This is a genomic window from Luteimonas rhizosphaericola (genome assembly GCF_029888045.1).
GTDB lineage: Bacteria > Pseudomonadota > Gammaproteobacteria > Xanthomonadales > Xanthomonadaceae > Luteimonas > Luteimonas rhizosphaericola.
The window spans coordinates 231,082-247,041 of sequence record NZ_JARXRN010000016.1 but is presented as its reverse complement, the minus strand read 5'-3'; the positions used below and the strand labels follow the sequence as shown (position 1 = coordinate 247,041).

The 15,960-nt window shown below is 71.6% G+C and carries 15 protein-coding genes and 1 tRNA gene; 7 read left to right on the top strand and 9 right to left on the bottom strand.

Translation table 11 applies throughout. The features are described from left to right. The first annotated feature begins 20 nt into the window (after positions 1 to 20). Genes arsB through arsJ form a run of 4 tightly spaced genes read left to right on the top strand, consistent with a single transcriptional unit; the run spans position 21 to position 3,850 of the window. Positions 21 to 1,046: an ACR3 family arsenite efflux transporter gene (arsB, locus tag QFW80_RS02385; RefSeq protein WP_425603492.1), complete on the top strand. Its 1,026-nt coding sequence runs from the start codon at positions 21 to 23 to the stop codon at positions 1,044 to 1,046. Positions 1,047 to 1,073: 27 nt separating this feature from the next. After that, entirely contained in the window at positions 1,074 to 1,565 is a 492-nt protein-coding gene (locus QFW80_RS02380) for an arsenate reductase ArsC (protein ID WP_280599488.1), read from the top strand. 45 nt (positions 1,566 to 1,610) lie between these two features. Continuing rightward, positions 1,611 to 2,615 carry an ArsJ-associated glyceraldehyde-3-phosphate dehydrogenase gene (locus QFW80_RS02375; protein WP_280599486.1) on the top strand — a complete coding sequence of 335 codons (1,005 nt, stop codon included), beginning with the start codon at positions 1,611 to 1,613 and terminating at the stop codon, positions 2,613 to 2,615. A 2-nt stretch (positions 2,616 to 2,617) separates the two neighbouring features. Next, positions 2,618 to 3,850: an organoarsenical effux MFS transporter ArsJ gene (gene arsJ / locus QFW80_RS02370; RefSeq protein ID WP_280599485.1), complete on the top strand. Its 1,233-nt coding sequence runs from the start codon at positions 2,618 to 2,620 to the stop codon at positions 3,848 to 3,850. A 112-nt stretch (positions 3,851 to 3,962) separates the two neighbouring features. Here arsJ and QFW80_RS02365 read toward each other — a convergent pair whose 3' ends face one another. The 5 genes from QFW80_RS02365 to rnd form a co-directional block, all read right to left on the bottom strand. Further along, entirely contained in the window at positions 3,963 to 4,586 is a 624-nt protein-coding gene (locus tag QFW80_RS02365) for a trimeric intracellular cation channel family protein (RefSeq protein ID WP_280599483.1), read from the bottom strand. Positions 4,587 to 4,790: 204 nt separating this feature from the next. Next, the gene (nirK, locus tag QFW80_RS02360) at positions 4,791 to 5,960 is read right to left on the bottom strand and encodes a copper-containing nitrite reductase (protein ID WP_280599481.1); all 1,170 of its coding nucleotides are present in this window, start codon (positions 5,958 to 5,960) and stop codon (positions 4,791 to 4,793) included. A gap of 153 nt (positions 5,961 to 6,113) precedes the next feature. After that, positions 6,114 to 7,154 (bottom strand): patatin-like phospholipase family protein, encoded by a 1,041-nt coding sequence (locus QFW80_RS02355; protein WP_280599479.1) that lies wholly within the window; start codon positions 7,152 to 7,154, stop codon positions 6,114 to 6,116. A 155-nt stretch (positions 7,155 to 7,309) separates the two neighbouring features. Next, positions 7,310 to 7,385, bottom strand: a tRNA-Ala gene (locus QFW80_RS02350). Between the two features lie 15 nt (positions 7,386 to 7,400). Beyond that, positions 7,401 to 8,534, bottom strand: a complete 1,134-nt coding sequence (gene rnd, locus QFW80_RS02345; protein WP_280599477.1) for a ribonuclease D — start codon at positions 8,532 to 8,534, stop codon at positions 7,401 to 7,403. Between the two features lie 119 nt (positions 8,535 to 8,653). Here rnd and QFW80_RS02340 point away from each other — a divergent pair, with 119 nt between their 5' ends. Both QFW80_RS02340 and QFW80_RS02335 read left to right on the top strand, forming a co-directional pair. Then, complete coding sequence (locus tag QFW80_RS02340; protein WP_280599476.1) at positions 8,654 to 10,522, top strand: formylglycine-generating enzyme family protein; 1,869 nt, start codon at positions 8,654 to 8,656, stop codon at positions 10,520 to 10,522. Between the two features lie 18 nt (positions 10,523 to 10,540). Then, positions 10,541 to 11,473, top strand: coding sequence for a M48 family metallopeptidase (locus tag QFW80_RS02335; protein WP_280599475.1), 933 nt, complete (start codon positions 10,541 to 10,543; stop codon positions 11,471 to 11,473). 53 nt (positions 11,474 to 11,526) lie between these two features. Here QFW80_RS02335 and phbB (QFW80_RS02330) read toward each other — a convergent pair whose 3' ends face one another. From phbB (QFW80_RS02330) to gluQRS, 4 genes are all read right to left on the bottom strand, one after another. Then, complete coding sequence (phbB, locus tag QFW80_RS02330; protein WP_280599474.1) at positions 11,527 to 12,267, bottom strand: acetoacetyl-CoA reductase; 741 nt, start codon at positions 12,265 to 12,267, stop codon at positions 11,527 to 11,529. A gap of 70 nt (positions 12,268 to 12,337) precedes the next feature. After that, positions 12,338 to 12,826 carry a polyhydroxyalkanoate synthesis repressor PhaR gene (gene phaR / locus QFW80_RS02325; protein WP_280599472.1) on the bottom strand — a complete coding sequence of 163 codons (489 nt, stop codon included), beginning with the start codon at positions 12,824 to 12,826 and terminating at the stop codon, positions 12,338 to 12,340. 292 nt (positions 12,827 to 13,118) lie between these two features. Then, the gene (gene phbB / locus QFW80_RS02320) at positions 13,119 to 13,859 is read right to left on the bottom strand and encodes a beta-ketoacyl-ACP reductase (protein ID WP_280599470.1); all 741 of its coding nucleotides are present in this window, start codon (positions 13,857 to 13,859) and stop codon (positions 13,119 to 13,121) included. Positions 13,860 to 13,905: 46 nt separating this feature from the next. Beyond that, on the bottom strand, positions 13,906 to 14,817 hold the full coding sequence (gluQRS, locus tag QFW80_RS02315) for a tRNA glutamyl-Q(34) synthetase GluQRS (protein ID WP_280599469.1): 912 nt from the start codon (positions 14,815 to 14,817) through the stop codon (positions 13,906 to 13,908). A 135-nt stretch (positions 14,818 to 14,952) separates the two neighbouring features. On the opposite strand from gluQRS, the gene htpX reads away from it, so the two are divergent. Continuing rightward, the gene (htpX, locus tag QFW80_RS02310) at positions 14,953 to 15,840 is read left to right on the top strand and encodes a protease HtpX (RefSeq protein ID WP_280599468.1); all 888 of its coding nucleotides are present in this window, start codon (positions 14,953 to 14,955) and stop codon (positions 15,838 to 15,840) included. The last annotated feature ends 120 nt before the right edge of the window (positions 15,841 to 15,960 follow it).

The window sequence follows — 15,960 nt, the reverse complement described above, 5'->3', positions numbered from 1 at the left end:
CCGGCCAGGCGGGTCACGGCATGGGCCCGTTCGAGCGGGGCCTGAGCCTGTGGGTGCTGGTGTGCATCGTGGTCGGCACCGCGGCCGGATGGCTGCTGCCCGGCGCGTTCTCCGCGATGGGGAGGATGAAACTCGCAAGCGTGAACCTGCCGGTCGCGGTGCTGGTCTGGCTGATGATCGTGCCGATGCTGCTGAAGGTCGACTTCGCCTCGATGGGGAAGGTGGGCCGGCAGTGGCGGGGCATCGGGGTCACGCTCGGGGTCAACTGGCTGTTCAAGCCGTTCCTGATGGCGCTGCTGGCGTGGCTGTTCCTGCGGGTGCTGTTCGCGCGCTGGCTGCCGGCCGACCAGGTGGACGCCTATGTTGCCGGGCTGATCCTGCTCGGTGCCGCCCCGTGCACGGCAATGGTGTTCGTGTGGAGCCACCTGTCGGGCGGCGATCCGGAGTTCACGCTGTCGCAGGTGGCGCTCAACGACACGGTGATGGTGGTCGCGTTCGCACCGATCGTCGCGCTGCTGCTGGGCATCTCCGCGATCCGGGTGCCGTGGGACACGCTGCTGCTGTCGGTGGCGATCTACATCCTGATCCCGCTCGCCGCCGCGGTCTGGCTGCGGCGTGCGCTGCTGCGCCGGGGAGGCGCTCCCGCGCTGGAGCGGACGCTGGAGCGGCTCGGTCCGTGGTCGATCGGCGCGCTGCTGGGCACGCTGGTGCTGCTGTTCGGCTTCCAGGGCGGGCAGATCCTGCGCCAGCCCCTGATGATCGTGCTGCTGGCGGTGCCGATCCTGGTCCAGGCCTACCTCACGTTCGGCGTCGGCTACTGGCTCAACCGCAGGTTCGGCACGCCGCACTGCATCGGCGGTCCCTCGGCGCTGATCGGCGCAAGCAATTTCTTCGAACTCGCCGTCGCCACCGCGATCGTGCTGTTCGGCGTCGAGTCGGGCGCGGCACTGGCGACGGTGGTGGGGGTGGTGGTCGAAGTCCCGGTGATGCTGTCGCTGGTGCGCGTGGTCAACGCGTCCCGTGGCTGGTACGAGGCGCGCGGTTAGCCCCTTTCCCTGCACGTGGAGACGGTCATGCAAGGGCATTACAACGTGCTGTTCCTGTGCACCGGCAATTCGGCGCGCAGCATCATGGCCGAGGTCCTGGCCAACGAACTGGGCCATGGGCGCTTCACCGCCTGGAGCGCGGGCAGCCGTCCGCGCGGGCAGGTCGATCCGATCGCGTTGCAGGTGCTGCGGGAAGCCGGCTTCCCCACCGACGGACTGCGCAGCAAGTCCTGGGACGAGTTCGTGCGGCCGGGCGCCCCGGAGATGGACCTGGTCATCACCGTTTGCGACCGCGCGGCGGGCGAAGCGTGCCCGGCGTGGCCGGGGCAACCGGTCATCGCGCACTGGGGCCTCCCCGATCCGGTCGCCGCCACCGGCAGCGACGAGGCCGTGCGCAAGGCGTTCGCCCAGACCCTGCTCGCCTTGCAGCAGCGCATCCACCTGCTGGCGGCGCTGAGGATCGACGCGCTGGACCGGCTGGTGCTGGAACGCCGGGTGCGCGAGATCGGCCGCGGCTGAACACCGAACCCACTTTTTCGCTTCTTTCCATCCAACGGGGGACACATGCGTATTCGCATCGGCATCAACGGCTTCGGACGGATGGGGCGCCTGTCCCTGCGCGCGGCGTGGGGCGACCCGGCGCTGTCGTTCGTGCACATCAACGATCCGGCCGGCGATCCGGCCACGCTGGCGCACCTGCTGCAGTTCGATTCGGTGCACGGGCGCTGGGACGTGGACGTCCAGGCGGCCGATGAGGCGCTGCTCGTCGGCGGCGTGCGCGTCCCGGTCACGCGCCACCGAGAACTCGCCGCCACGGACTGGTCGGGCTGCGACGTGGTCATCGAGGCCTCGGGGAAGTTCCGCAAACCCGACGTCCTCCAGCCCTACCTCGACCAGGGCGTGGCGCGGGTGGTGGTGACCGCGCCGATCAAGGCGGCCGGCACGCTCGACATCGTCATGGGCGTGAACCACCAGCGCTTCGATCCCGCGCTGCACCGCATCGTCTCGGCCGCCTCGTGCACCACCAACTGCCTGGCGCCGGTGGTCAAGGTGCTGCACGAGGGCCTGGGCATCCGCCACGGCAGCCTGACCACGATCCACAGCCTGACCAATACCCAGGTCATCGTCGACGCCCCGCACAAGGACCTGCGGCGCGCGCGCGCCTGCGGCAGCAGCCTGATCCCGACGTCCACCGGTTCGGCCACCGCGATCGCCGAGATCTTCCCCGAGCTGCGCGGGCGCCTCGACGGCCACGCGGTGCGCGTGCCGCTCACCAACGCCTCGCTCACCGACTGCGTGTTCGAGCTCGAGCGCGCGACCACCGTGGACGAGGTCAACGGCCTGCTGCGCGCGGCGGCCGAGGGTCCGCTGGCCGGCATCCTCGGCTACGAGACGCGGCCGCTGGTCTCGATCGATTTCCTGCACGATCCGCGTTCGTCGATCGTCGATGCGCTCTCCACCATGGTGGTCAACGGCACCCAGGTGAAAGTCTACGCCTGGTACGACAACGAGTGGGGTTACGTGAACCGCACGGTGGAACTGGTGCGGCTGGTCGGCGCGGCAGGGTGACCATGCTCAGGCAGCTGTCGCCCGAGGTGCGCCGGTACCTGCTGGTCACCGGCAACTACTGGGCCTTCACCCTCACCGACGGCGCGCTGCGGATGCTGGTGGTGCTGCATTTCCACCAGCTGGGCTACAGCCCGCTGCAGATCGCGATGCTGTTCCTGTTCTACGAGGTCTTCGGCGTAGTGACCAACCTCGTCGGCGGCTGGCTGGGTGCGCGCATCGGGCTCGAGCGCACCATGCAGATCGGGCTGGCGCTGCAGGTGGTGGCACTGTCGATGCTGCTGGTGCCGGCGCCGTGGCTGACGGTGGCCTGGGTGATGGCGGCCCAGGCGCTGTCGGGGATTGCGAAAGACCTCAACAAGATGAGCGCCAAGAGCAGCATCAAGCTGCTGGTGGCCGATGCGCGCCAGGGCGCGCTGTACCGCTGGGTCGCGGCGCTGACCGGGTCGAAGAACGCGCTCAAGGGCGTGGGCTTCTTCCTCGGCGGCGCGCTGCTGACGCTGTTCGGGTTCCGGGCCTCGGTGGCGGGGATGGCGGCCGTGCTGCTGCTGGTGTGGGTGGCGGGGCTGTTCCTGTTGCGCGGTTCGCTCGGCCGTGCCAGCGCACGGCCGAAGTTCCGCGACCTGCTGTCCAAGAGCGCCGCGATCAACCGGCTCTCGGCGGCGCGGATGTTCCTGTTCGGCGCGCGCGACGTGTGGTTCGTGGTCGCGCTGCCGGTCTACCTGTCCACCACGCTGGGCTGGGATTTCTGGCAGGTGGGCGGGTTCATGGCGGCGTGGCTGATGGGCTACGGGGTCGTGCAGGCGCTGGCGCCCGCGCTCACCGGGGCGCGCGACGCGCGCATGCCGGGCGGCGGTGCGGCGGCGGCGTGGGGGCTGGCGCTCGCCGTGGTGCCGCTGATGATGGCGGCCATGCTCGCGGCCGGAATCGACGCGCAGCCGGTGCTGGTCGGCGGGCTGGCGCTGTTCGGCCTCGTGTTCGCGGTCAATTCCTCGCTGCACAGCTACCTGGTCGTCGGCCACGCCGCGCGCGATGGCGTGTCGCTGGACGTGGGCTTCTACTACATGGCCAACGCGATGGGCCGGCTGCTGGGCACGGTGCTGTCGGGCTGGGTGTTCCAGGCGGCGGGCCTGGGCGCGTGCCTGGCGATCTCCGGCGCGTTCGTCGTGCTGGCGGCGCTGGTCGTCCGTGCGCTGCCGCCGGTCGCGATCCCGCGGCAGGCCGCCGCGGAGGGCTGAGCGCGGGCGGCCGACGGCGCGGGCCCGGGCCTTCGCGCTGCGAAGATGCGTGGGCCTTCAGCGAGTGCGATTGGGTGACGTCGTCGGATCGGTTCCGGAGCGCGTCCGTCGGCTACGGGGCGTCGCCCCCGCGCGACACCGGCAAGCGCCACCCGCGCCGGATGGCCAGCCAGCGCAGCACGAAGCAGGCCGCGGCGCCGCCCACCGCGACCGGGGCCGGCGGCAGCTCCAGCGCGTCGCCGGCCACCACGACGGTCGCGCCGACGGAGGCGGCGATCGCGTACAGCTCGCGCTGCAGCACGCTCGGCACCTGCGCCACCAGCACGTCGCGCACGATCCCGCCGCCGACCCCGGACAGGATGCCGAGCATGATCGCCCCGGTCGCGCCCAGGCCGGCGTCGAGCGCCTTGTCCGCGCCCAGCACCGCGAACAGCGACAGCCCGACCGCGTCGGACAGCTGCACCGGGTTGCGCATCCGCTCGACCTGTTCGTGCCGGTAGAAGGTCAGCAGGCCGGCGGCGCTCGACACCGCGAGATAGCGCCAGTCCAGCACCGACACCGGCGGGGTCGCGCCCAGCAGCACGTCGCGCACGATGCCGCCGGCGGTCGCCGCCGCGAACGCCAGCACCAGCACGCCGAACAGGTCCAGCCGGTGGCGCACCGCTACCAGCGCGCCGCTGATCGCGAACGCGAACGTCCCGATGAAGTCGATGATCGCGATGAAGGTGGAGGTCATGGTCCGTTCGCCGGGGCTCGGCGACGAGGGTAGGCGCTCGGTGGGTCCCGGGGAAGCGCCTGCGGACAGTCCGGCGGAAGGCGATCGCGAGCCCCCCGGCCTGTCACGCACCCGGCGCCGCGAGGCATGCGCGGCGGCGGCCAGGCATTCGCAAAGAAAAGCCCCCGCGTGCGCGGGGGCTTCCGGCGACGGGGAGACGCCGGATCAGTCGCTGGAGGGCAGCGCCAGGTCCGTGTCCGCCGCGATCGCGCCGACCGGCGATGGGGTGGTCATCAGGTCGTGGTCCCAGGCATCGCCTTCGACCATGATGTGCGCCGCCGCACCCAGCAGCACCGCCTCGATCAGGTTGTGGTTGACGTAGGCGTACATGCCCGGCTGGCGGAAGGTGTAGAGGGCCGCGCCCGCGGAACCGCCGCGGATGAACCAGGTCTCCAGGTCGCGCAGGGGCGCGTTGTTGAACTTGCCTTCCTCCCACACGTGGTCGCCGTGGCCGCCGATCAGGTGCGGGCGGGTATCGCGGTTGGCCTGCGAGTGCACGAACAGCACCGTCTCGCCGACCTTGCTGCGCAGTGCGTTGCCGCCGGTGAGCGCGCCGACCGCGCCGTTGAACACCACGTGCGACGGCGCCAGTCCGCGCATGGCCGCCAGCGTCTCCGGCAGCGACTCGGCGTGCGACCCGTACGACTTGAAGCCGCCGTCCGCGTCGCGCGGGATGTAGAACTCGGTTTCGCCGATGTAGAACGCGCGGTCGTAGCGCAGCGGTTTGCCGTCGCCGTCCTTCAGGCCATCGCGCGGCAGCACCATCACCGTGCCATGCATGCCCGAGACCACGTGCCACGGCGTCATCGGGCCGCCCGGCGCGCAGTGGTAGACGAAGGTGCCCGGACGCGTGGCCTTCCAGCGCAGGGTGACCTGCTCGCCCGGCTGGACCACGGTCAGGTCGCCGCCGCCCATCGCGCCGGTGGCGGAATGAAAGTCGATGTTGTGCGGCATCGAATTGCCCGCCAGGTTGACCAGGGTGACCTCGACGTAGTCGCCCTCGTGCACCACCATCATCGGCCCGGGGATCGAACCGCCGAAGGTCATGGCGTGCATCTTCGTGCCTTCGCCGTCGATGGTGATCTCCTGTTCGACGATCGGCAAGGTGAACTGCACCACCTTCGGCCCACCGCTGGCGACCTGGTCATGGTCGTGCACCAGGGGAGGACGCTTGAGCGCGACCTGCTGGCGCGGCAGCGCGGCGAGGTCGGACGCCTGGTCGAGCGTGGCGGTCACCAGCTCGGGTGCGTCGGTCGCAGATGCGGGAACGGGAACGCCGCCGGCGAGCGCAAGTGCGAGCGCGGACGCCATCAGGCTGGATGTCAGCAGTGTCATGAGAGGCTCTCCTCGATGTCCTCCGTGGGTCTGGAGGCATCGTGGCGCCGCATGCACGCGGTTCCCTTGACCGGCGTCAACCGGCTCCGGGCCGGGGCCTGTTTCGCGGACCCGATCGCGGAAGCGCTTGACCTGGATCAAGCCGCGTCCGCGTCAGCCGCAGGGCTGCTCCTTGGCGAACGGATTGAGCCTGCGCACCCAGCTGTCGCCGCAGTCGATGTCCGCCGGCGCTTCGCGCGCGGCGCGTGCCGCGGCCTCGCGGCTGGCGGTATCGCGGCGCGTGCGTTCGATCTGCGCCAGGCGCGTCCGGATCGCGGGCAGGGCCGCGAGTGCGGCGCGTTCGCCCTCGAGGATCGCGGCGTTGCGCTGCTCGAAGCTCACCGGGCCGATCTCGTTGACCTGCGGCCGGATCACCACGTCCGCGCGTTCGAGCTCCTGCCGTCCCAGCGTCTGGCCCATGATGGTGATCGACTGGTTGACGATTCCCGCCATCCCGGTCGGCGTGCGGCCGCCGGCCTTGCTGGAGATATCGACGGCGATCACCAGGTCGGCACCGAGCTGGCGCGCGGCATCCACCGGCACCGGGCTGACCACGCCCCCGTCGACGTAGGCGTGCTGGCCGATGCGGGTGGGTTCGAACACGCCCGGCACGCTGCTCGAGGCGCGTACCGCCTGGCCGGTGTTGCCGCGCACGAACACCACGCGGTCGCCGGTATCCAGGCGCGTGGCCACCGCGGCGAACGGCTTGGACATGCGTTCGATCGGCCGCCGTCCGACTTCGGTGTTCACGTAGTCCTGCAGCGCCTGGCCCTGGACCAGGCCGCCGGAAAACAGGCGCACGTCGCGCAGCGTCGATTCGTCGAGCGCCACCGCGCGCTCCTGCATCCGGAACGGGTCCATGCCGCTGGCGTAGAGCGCGCCGACCACGCTGCCGGCGCTGGTGCCGGCCACCACGTCGGCGCGGATGCCGTTGGCCTCGAGCATCTTGATCGCGCCGATGTGGGCGAACCCCTTGGCCGCGCCGCCGCCCAGCGCGAATCCGATCTTCGGGGCCGGAACCGGCGCTTCGGGCGCGACCGGGCGCGGGGCGGGCGGCGGCTCCTGCACCGCGGCGCCGCCGCCGCAGGCGGCAAGCAGGGTGACCAGCAGCGGCGCGCCCAGGCGAAGGCGGGTCCGGCGGGGAGTCGAAGGCATCTGGCGTGAGGCGGAGGGCACCGCGGCGAGCATAGCGGCCGTCGTCCTGTCGCCAGCTGAAGCGGCCGCGGGCGCAGGCGGCCCACGTCGCGCGGGGCGCTGGCGCAGCCATGAAAAAGGCCGGCTTGCGGCCGGCCTGTTCCATGCGGATCGAGTGGTGGAGCCAGGGAGGATCGAACTCCCGACCTCGTCATTGCGAACGACGCGCTCTCCCAGCTGAGCTATGGCCCCACGTGAGGACGGCGATTATACGGATGTCGCGGCGCCGTCGCCAGCCGGTTCCAGCAGCGGCGCCAGCGCGGGTTCGAGCTCGGCCCGGCGCCAGCCCGAGAGCACGCCGGGCCAGTCCTCGCCGTCGAGCAGCGATTCCAGCCAGCGCCGCGAGGCGAGCACCCCGTCGGGCAGGCCCAGTTCGCCGCTGCGGGCGGCGACCGCGTCCTGCAGCCGGCGCAGCGCCTTGCGGTCGCGCTCGCTGGTGCGCGGCGCGGGCGCGTCGGCTTCGTCGGGCAGCGGTGTCCCGAGCGCTTCGAACACCGGGCCGGCCAGCTTGCGCGGCGCTTTCGGGTGCGTCTCGAACAGGCGGTCGAGCGCGCCACGGTCCGCGGGCGCCTCGCGCGCGAGCGTCGTGGCCAGATCGTTGTCCAGCACCCAGGTGCGCGGACGGTCGCTGCGCCGCGCCTGGGCGTCGCGCCAGCGCAGCAGGCGCAGCAGGCGGCGCTGACCGGCGGCGTCGAGGAACTGTGCGCTGCGCAGCGACAGGTGCGGCCAGCGCTCGCCCTCGTCGTCGCGCGCGTTCTCCAGCAGACGCGCGCAGTCCTCCTCGAACCATTCCCGGCGTCCGAGTGCGTCCAGCCGTCCGGACAACGCGTCGTGCAGCGCGAACAGGTGGCGCACGTCCTCGGCCGCGTAGGCCAGCTGCGAGGGCGAGAGCGGCCGCTTCATCCAGTCCGAGCGGGTTTCGCCCTTGTCCACGGCCACGCCGAGCAGTTCCTGCACCAGCCGCTGGTAGCCGAGGCCCGCGCCGATGCCGGCCAGGCCGGCGGCGATCTGGGTGTCGAACAGCGGCTCGGGCAGGGCGTCGCAGCTGCGCCGCAGCGCGACCAGGTCTTCGCTCGCGCTGTGCATCACCTTGGTCACGGCGCGGTCGCGCAGCAGCGGCGCGAGCGCTTCGGGCATGCCGGGCGCGAGCATGTCCAGCAGCAGGATCACCGGAGGCGCGGGCGCGGCGGACTCCAGCGCGACCTGGACCAGCGACAGCTGCGGCCAGTAGGTGCGTTCGCGGATGAATTCGGTGTCGATCGCGACCCGGGTGGAGACGGTTTCGAGATGCGGACGCAGGACGGCGGGTTCGGTGACCCAGTGCACGGGCGATGACGACATGGACGGCAGCCTACCGGCCGCCGGGGCGCGGTGGCAATCCTTGCGCAGCCGCGCGATGCCCCGCGCGCGCGTCGCCTCGCCGGTCGCGATGGCTTAATCTGGTGCCGATGCCGTCGACGATGTCCGCTTTGCGTGGGGCCTGGATCGCGCTGGCGGTGTGCGCCGTGTCCGTGGCCGGATGTTCGCGCGAACCCGGCGCGGACACCGATGCCGGCGCCACGCCTGCGGCGGCCGACGTGGCCGGCGCCGGCTCGGGCAGTGTCACCATCAGCGGCGACGACAGTGCCGCCGGCAGCCTGACCTGGCAGGTGCCGGCGGTGGACCTGTCCGATGCGGACCCGCAGGCGCTGCGCCGCCGCGCCGACGACGCGCTCGAGGCGGGGCGACTGCACGAGGACGCGGATGCGGCGATCCCGCTCTACCTGGCCCTCTCGACGCTGCCCGAGCACAGCCGCCACGCGGAAGCCGGGTTGCGCCGCGCGCTGCAGCGCGTGCTGCGGCAGGGGGACGCGGCGCTGGCGGCCGTGGACGACGAGGCCGATGCGCTTGCGCGCGCGCGCGGGCTGGCCGCCGTGGCCCGCGCGGTCGACGGCGAAGATCCCGGGGTGGTCGATTTCCTGCAGCGCGTCGATCTGGCGGAGCGGGTGACCGCGCTCAACGTCGCCGGCGAGCGGGCGCTGGCCGAGGGCCGGCTGGGCGAAGGTGGCGGCGGCGCGCTCGGCGCGTTCCGCGATGCGCTCGAACTGCAGCCGGCGCAGCCGCGCGCGCGGCAGGGCATGGCGGCGGTGGAAAGCGCGATGATCCGTCGCGCCGAAGACGCCGCCGACGAGGGAGAGTTCGAACTCGCCCGGCGCTGGCTCGCGTTCGCCGCCGAGGTCCGCCCCGACCAGGGACTGGAGACCGTGGTCGACGCGCACGCGCGGGTGGACCGGCTGCGCGCCACGCGCATCGCGCGCCTGCGCGACCTCGGCATCATGGCGCTGCCGAAGTTCGGCGGCGTCGACGTCGCGCGCCGGCACCTGGCCGAACTGCTGCGCATTGCGCGGCCGGGCGATCCGGCCGCCTCCGAACTGCGCGAACGCATCGACCTGGCGGTGCACTACGGCCTTTACGCGCCGGGGCAGGTGTTCACCGATGCCCTGGCCAACGGCGGACGTGGCCCGCAGATGGCCGTGGTGCCGCACGGGGCGTTCACCATGGGCGCGCCCGAGGGCGAGGTGGACGCCAGCGACTACGAGCGTCCCGCCCATCCGATCCGCTTCGAGCGCGGCTTCGGCATGGCCATCCGCGAGATCACGGTCGGCGAGTTCCGCCGCTTCATCGCGGCCACCGGCCACCGCACGCGTGCCGCGCGGCGCGGGTTCTCGATGGTGTACGACGAGCGCAGCGGCAACTTCGTCCGTCGCAGCGGTGTCGACTGGCATTCGGACTACCTCGGGCGCCCGGCGGACGATGGCCTGCCGGTGCTGCACGTGAGCGCACGCGACGCCCAGGCCTATGCCGAATGGCTGGCGGCGCAGACCGGCCAGCGCTACCGCCTGCCGAGCGAGGCGGAATTCGAGTACGCGCTGCGCGCCGGGAGCCGCGGGCGCTATCCCTGGGGCGAGGGCGAGCCGCCGCGGCGGGTGGCCAATACCACCGGTGCACTGGACCGGTCCCCGGCCGGGCGCACCTGGGCCAATGCGTTCGGCGGCTACGGCGACGGCTACTGGGGTCCGGCCCCGGTCGGGCGGATGGAACCGAATGCATGGGGCCTTCACGACCTGGCTGGCAACGTCAGCGAGTGGGTGGCCGACTGCTGGCATGATGGCTACCGGCGGGCGCCCGGGGACGGTTCGGCGTGGGTCAACCCCGGATGTCGCGACCAGGTCATCCGCGGAGGCTCCTGGGCAAGCTCGCCGGCGCAGACGCGTTCGGCGTGGCGCGCCCCGGCGAACGTCGACACCACCAATGCGCGGCTCGGGTTCCGGGTCGTCCGCGATCTGTAGGACCGGGGAGAGACACTGATGCGACGCGATCCGTTCGGTGGGCGCCACGCGGGGCAGCCGGCCACGCGCCGGCGCGGGATCAACCCGCGCTTCATCATCCTGCTGCTGTTCGCCGGCTACGGCGTGTACTACTGGTTTTCCAACCAGTCGGTGGACGCGGTGACCGGGGAGTCGGTGCTGATCGACAAGGGCCTGTCGATCGAGGACGAGAAGGCGCTCGGATTGCAGGCCTACCAGGAGATCCTGCAGCAGGAGCAGCCGGTCGACCCGAATTCCCCGATCGCGCAGCAGGTGCGCGGCATCGCCGAGCGGCTGGTGGCGAAGGTGCCCGAGGTGGAGGCCGCGCTGGCGGCCGAGAACGGGCAGCCGGCGCCGACCTTCTCCCGCGGCTTCGAGTGGGAGGTCAACGTGATCGAATCCGAGCAGGCCAACGCCTTCTGCCTGCCGGGCGGCAAGATGGCGGTCTACACCGGCCTGGTGCCGGTGGCGCAGAACGAGAACGCGATGGCGGTGGTGATGGGACACGAGATCGCGCACGCGCTGCTGCGCCACGGCGCCCAGCGCATGGCGCAGCAGAAGCTGAGCCAGGTCGGGCAGATGGCCGGCGCGATGAGCGGCATGGATCCGCAGCAGCAGCAGATGATCATGGCCGCGATGGGCTACGGCTACCTGCTGCCGTACGCGCGCAAGCACGAGACCCAGGCCGACGAGGTCGGGCTGATGCTGGCCGCGGCGGCGTGCTTCGATCCGCGCGAGTCGGTGCCGCTGTGGGAGCGCATGGGCGAAGCCAGCGGCGGCCAGGCGCCGCCTGAATTCTCGTCGACCCATCCCAATCCCGGCACCCGGATCGCGAACCTGGAATCGCTGATGCCCAAGGCGCTGGAGTACCGCGAACGTTTCTGCGGCAACGCGGCCACCGGGGCCGCGACCACGGCAGGCGCCGCGCGCTGACGGTTGCCGCGCGAAGTCCGGATGCGACCCCGTCTCGGCAGCCCGGGCCGGGATCAGAACGCCATGTACAGGCCGCCGTTGACCGGGATGTTGGCGCCGGTGATGTAGCCGGCCTCGTCGTCGCTGAGGAAGGCGACGGTGCGCGCGATCTCGTCCGGGTGCCCGAGGCGTCCGACCGGTACCTTGTCCACGATGCCCTGGCGGATCTCGTCCGGGATCGCCGCCACCAGCGCCGTCTCGCAATATCCGGGCGACACCGAATTGACGGTCACGCCCTTGCGCGCCACCTCGCGGGCGAGGGCCATGGTGAAGCCGTGCATGCCGGCCTTGGCCGCGGAGTAGTTGGTCTGGCCGAACTGGCCGGTCTGGCCGTTGACCGAGCTGATGTTCACGATGCGGCCGAAGCCGCGTCCGGTCATGCCGTCGATCGCGTGCCGACACAGGTTGAACACGCTGTCGAGGTTGACCGAGAGCACCGATTCCCACTGCCCGCGGTCCATCTTGCGCAGGGTGGTATCGCGGGTGATGCCGGCGGCGTTGACCAGGATGTCGGGGCCCTGGCCCGCGGTCTCGATCCCCCGCACGAACTCGCCGCAGGCGTCGAAGTCGGAGACGTCCAGCGGCGCGAAGCGCACGTCCAGCCCGTCGACTTCGGCCTGGAAGCGCGCCACGCGTTCGGGATGCCCGCCCAGGTCCGCGGCGACCACGCGGCGGCCGGCGCGCGCGAGCGCGATGCAGATGGCGGTGCCGAGCCCGCCGATGCCGCCGGTGACGACGGCCGTACGCTTGTCCATGTGGATCCGGGAGCTGGAAAGAAGGGCGCGGCGCAGCGACGTGCGCGTGCCGGGATGCGCAGGGCGGGACTCAGCGGCCGCGCTTGTCCGGCGGGCGCCGGTCGGGATCGGGCTTCTGGCCGACGCTGCCGGTCAGGTTCTTCTGGAATTCCTTCCACATTTCCATGTTGCGCTCGGTGAGCTGGTTCATCATCGCCCACGGCGTCTGCCCGAGCATCCCGCCCATCTGCTGGCGGAACTGCTGCTGCTGGTCGAGGAAGACCTGCATCGAGCGCTCGAGGTAGTTGCCCATGAACCCCTGCAGCGAATCGCCGTAGAAGCGGATGATCTGGCTCAGCAGCTGGGTCGAGAGCATCGGCTCGCCGTCCGATTCGTGCTCGGCGATGATCTGCAGCAGCACCGAGCGGGTCAGGTCCTCGCCCGACTTGGCGTCGCGGACCTCGAACTCCTCGCCGTCGACGATCAGCTGGCGCACATCCTCGATCGTGATGTAGCTGGAGATCTCGGTGTCGTAGAGACGACGGTTGGGATACTTCTTGATGATCCGGGTCGCGGCCATGGAGCAGGTGCCCGAGGGATGGTGCCGCGCAGCATGGCGCAGCGCAGCACGGCTTGCAAGCCGAGTTCCGGCCGTGCCGGGGGCGGGCGGCGCTGCAGCGCCGGGGCGTCCGGGTCGTTCATGGTCGCGGCGGGGCGTGCGCGGGACGCCGGGTGCGCGGCGGGTCGCGATTGCCGCGGAAGCGGCGCGGCCCGGACGGGTGGACGCGCCTGCCGTGGGCATGGGTCCACAGGCCGATCCAACAAAAAGGCCGGCATGGCCGGCCTTCGGGTGCACTCCGTTGGGTCAGGCGCTACCAGCCCATGTGGTGGCCGCCGTTGATGTCCAGGTTCGAGCCGGTGATCCACGCCGCCTGTTCGTCGACCAGGAAGGCCACGGCGTAGGCGATTTCCTCCGGCTTGCCCAGGCGCCCGGTCGGGATGTCGGCGGCGATCTTGGCCCGCACTTCCTCCGGCACCGCCATCACCATGTCGGTGGCCACGTAGCCGGGCGAGACCGTGTTGACGGTGATGCCGAGCTTGGCGTTCTCGCGCGCCAGCGAAATGGTGAAGCCGTGCATGCCGGCCTTGGCGGCGGCGTAGTTGGCCTGGCCGTACTGGCCCTTCAGGCCGTTGATCGAGCTGATCTGGATGATGCGGCCCCACTTGCGATCGCGCATGCCTTCGATCACGGGCCGGGTGACGTTGAACACCGAGTTGAGGTTGGTGTTGATCACGTCGTTCCACTGCTGCGCGGTCATCTTGTGGAAGGTGCCGTCGCGCGTGATGCCGGCGTTGTTGACCAGGATCTCGACCGGGCCGAGCGTCTTCTCGACCTCGCGCACCATCGCCGCGGCCTCCTCCGGCGAGGTGACGTCGCCCTTGACCAGGGTGAACTCGTACCCGTCGGCCTTCATCTGCGCCTGCCACGCGCGGGCCTTCTCCTCGCTGCGGTAGTTGGTGGCCACCTTGTGGCCCTGGTCCGCGAGCTTCTTGCAGATCGCCGTGCCGATACCGCCGGTACCGCCGGTCACCAGAGCCACCCGAGTCGTCATGTCCTTGCTTCCTGTGTTTCGCCGCCACCCGCGGCACCGGGACAGTCTAGTCGCCGCGCGTGGCAGGTGCGTTGTGCATCGCGGCGGGGAGGCGCACCGGGCCGGTCGGGATGCGCGCCGGATCGAACGCGGCGAGTGCGCGATCGAGGAATCCGGCTGGACAGGTGGCCGGGGCGACCGCGTCGGGATCCTGGCCCAGCATCAGCCACGCCGCGGCCAGCGAGGGCAGCGGCGCCGCCGCGTCCACCGGCAGCGCGGCCAGCGATTTCGACAGCTTGCGGCCCGCGCGGTCCACCACCAGCGGCAGGTGGGCATAGCGCGGCGTCGGCAGGCCCAGGCACTGCTGCAGCAGGATCTGGCGGGGCGTGGAGTCCAGCAGGTCGGCGCCGCGCACCACCTCGGTGACGCCCTGCGCGGCATCGTCCACCACCACCGCCAGCTGGTAGGCCCACAGCCCGTCGGCGCGGCGCAGGACCACGTCGCCGACCGCGGTCGCCACGTCCTGGACCACGCGCCCGTGCACCGCGTCGTCGAAGCCGACCACGCTGCCGTCGGGCACGCGCAGCCGGACCGCGGGATGGGCGCGCCGCGCGCCGGCGGAGCAGCGGCGATGGATGCCGCCGCGCGCGGCGAGGTCGGCGCGGCTGCAGTGACATTCGAATGCGTGCCCCGCGTCGAGCAGCCGCGCCAGAGCGGCCGTGTAGTACGCGCCACGGGTGCTCTGGTATTCGACGCCGTCGTCGTGCCACAGGCCGAACGCGGCCAGGGTATGCAGCTGCGCCTGCGCGGCACCCGCAACTTCCCGCGGCGGGTCCAGGTCCTCCACCCTCAGCAGCCACTGGCCCCCGGCCAGGCGTGCCATGAGCCAGCTGCCGAGCGCGGCGACCAGCGATCCCAGGTGCAGCGGCCCGGTCGGCGAGGGTGCGAATCGGCCGCGGTAGGGGACGGGTGCGGGCATGCGGGCGGGTGGACGGGAGGATGCGGGGGCGGGACACCCCGGCGACGGGGCCCGGGCGCGACTTGAAATTCATCTGCGCCAACCATAATGGAACAGGACGGGCGCCCGACGACGCCCGCCCCGACGAGAACCCCCATGTTCAAGCGCATCACCCTGTTCCTGCTCACCAACCTCGCGGTGCTGGCCCTGGTCAGCATCGTCATGGCCATCTTCGGCGTGAACCCCTCCACCTTCGGCGGCCTGCTGGTGTTCGCCGCGCTGTTCGGCTTCGGCGGGTCGCTGATCTCGCTGTTCATGTCCAAGTGGACCGCGAAGCGCTTCAGCGGCGCGCAGGTGATCGAGCAGCCGCGCAACGAGGTCGAACGCTGGCTGGTCGAGACGGTCAAGCGCCAGGCGCAGGCCGCCGGCATCGGCATGCCCGAGGTCGCGGTCTACGACGCGCCCGAGATCAACGCCTTCGCCACCGGCGCCAACCGCAACAACGCGCTGGTCGCGGTCTCCACCGGGCTGCTGCGCTCGATGGACCGCGACGAGGCCGAGGCGGTGCTGGCGCACGAGGTGGCCCACGTGGCCAACGGCGACATGGTCACGATGGCCCTGCTGCAGGGCGTGCTGAATACCTTCGTGATCGTGCTGGCCCGGGTCGTGGCACGCGCGCTGAGCCAGTACATGGGCCGCGACATGGGCGGGATGGCCTATTTCGCCGTGGTGTTCGTGCTGGACATGATCTTCGGCCTGTTCGCGAGCATGATCGCGATGTGGTTCTCGCGCCAACGCGAGTTCCGCGCCGACGCCGGCGGTGCCGCGCTGGCCGGCCGGCCCAAGATGATCGCCGCGCTGGAGCGCCTGGCGCAGAACCACGGCCAGAACACGCTGCCCAAGCAGATCGCCGCGTTCGGCATCAGCGGCGGCATCGGCCACGGCCTCAAGCGGCTGCTGATGAGCCACCCGCCGCTGGAAGAGCGCATCGCCGCGCTGCGCAACGCGCCGCCGGAGACGCTGCGCGAGGGCGTGCTGGCCTGAGCTGCCTGATGGCCGGCGACACGTGACGGGAGCGTCCGGTCGCTGGCGCCGGTCGCCCCGGAATGCGGAAAGGCGCGGGGTTCCGCGCCTTTCCGCTGTCGATGTCCCGATTCGCGGCGC

Excerpts from the sequence above, each read along its gene's own strand:
- QFW80_RS02340 (WP_280599476.1), top strand. The coding sequence starts at position 8,654 with ATGTCCGCTTTGCGTGGGGCCTGGATCGCGCTGGCGGTGTGCGCCGTG.
- phaR (WP_280599472.1), bottom strand. The coding sequence starts at position 12,826 with ATGGCCGCGACCCGGATCATCAAGAAGTATCCCAACCGTCGTCTCTAC.
- QFW80_RS02380 (WP_280599488.1), top strand. The coding sequence starts at position 1,074 with ATGCAAGGGCATTACAACGTGCTGTTCCTGTGCACCGGCAATTCGGCG.
- phbB (WP_280599474.1), bottom strand. The coding sequence starts at position 12,267 with ATGGACAAGCGTACGGCCGTCGTCACCGGCGGCATCGGCGGGCTCGGC.
- phbB (WP_280599470.1), bottom strand. The coding sequence starts at position 13,859 with ATGACGACTCGGGTGGCTCTGGTGACCGGCGGTACCGGCGGTATCGGC.
- nirK (WP_280599481.1), bottom strand. The coding sequence starts at position 5,960 with ATGACACTGCTGACATCCAGCCTGATGGCGTCCGCGCTCGCACTTGCG.
- rnd (WP_280599477.1), bottom strand. The coding sequence starts at position 8,534 with ATGTCGTCATCGCCCGTGCACTGGGTCACCGAACCCGCCGTCCTGCGT.
- QFW80_RS02335 (WP_280599475.1), top strand. The coding sequence starts at position 10,541 with ATGCGACGCGATCCGTTCGGTGGGCGCCACGCGGGGCAGCCGGCCACG.
- arsB (WP_425603492.1), top strand. The coding sequence starts at position 21 with ATGGGCCCGTTCGAGCGGGGCCTGAGCCTGTGGGTGCTGGTGTGCATC.
- QFW80_RS02365 (WP_280599483.1), bottom strand. The coding sequence starts at position 4,586 with ATGACCTCCACCTTCATCGCGATCATCGACTTCATCGGGACGTTCGCG.
- gluQRS (WP_280599469.1), bottom strand. The coding sequence starts at position 14,817 with ATGCCCGCACCCGTCCCCTACCGCGGCCGATTCGCACCCTCGCCGACC.
- htpX (WP_280599468.1), top strand. The coding sequence starts at position 14,953 with ATGTTCAAGCGCATCACCCTGTTCCTGCTCACCAACCTCGCGGTGCTG.
- arsJ (WP_280599485.1), top strand. The coding sequence starts at position 2,618 with ATGCTCAGGCAGCTGTCGCCCGAGGTGCGCCGGTACCTGCTGGTCACC.
- QFW80_RS02355 (WP_280599479.1), bottom strand. The coding sequence starts at position 7,154 with ATGCCTTCGACTCCCCGCCGGACCCGCCTTCGCCTGGGCGCGCCGCTG.
- QFW80_RS02375 (WP_280599486.1), top strand. The coding sequence starts at position 1,611 with ATGCGTATTCGCATCGGCATCAACGGCTTCGGACGGATGGGGCGCCTG.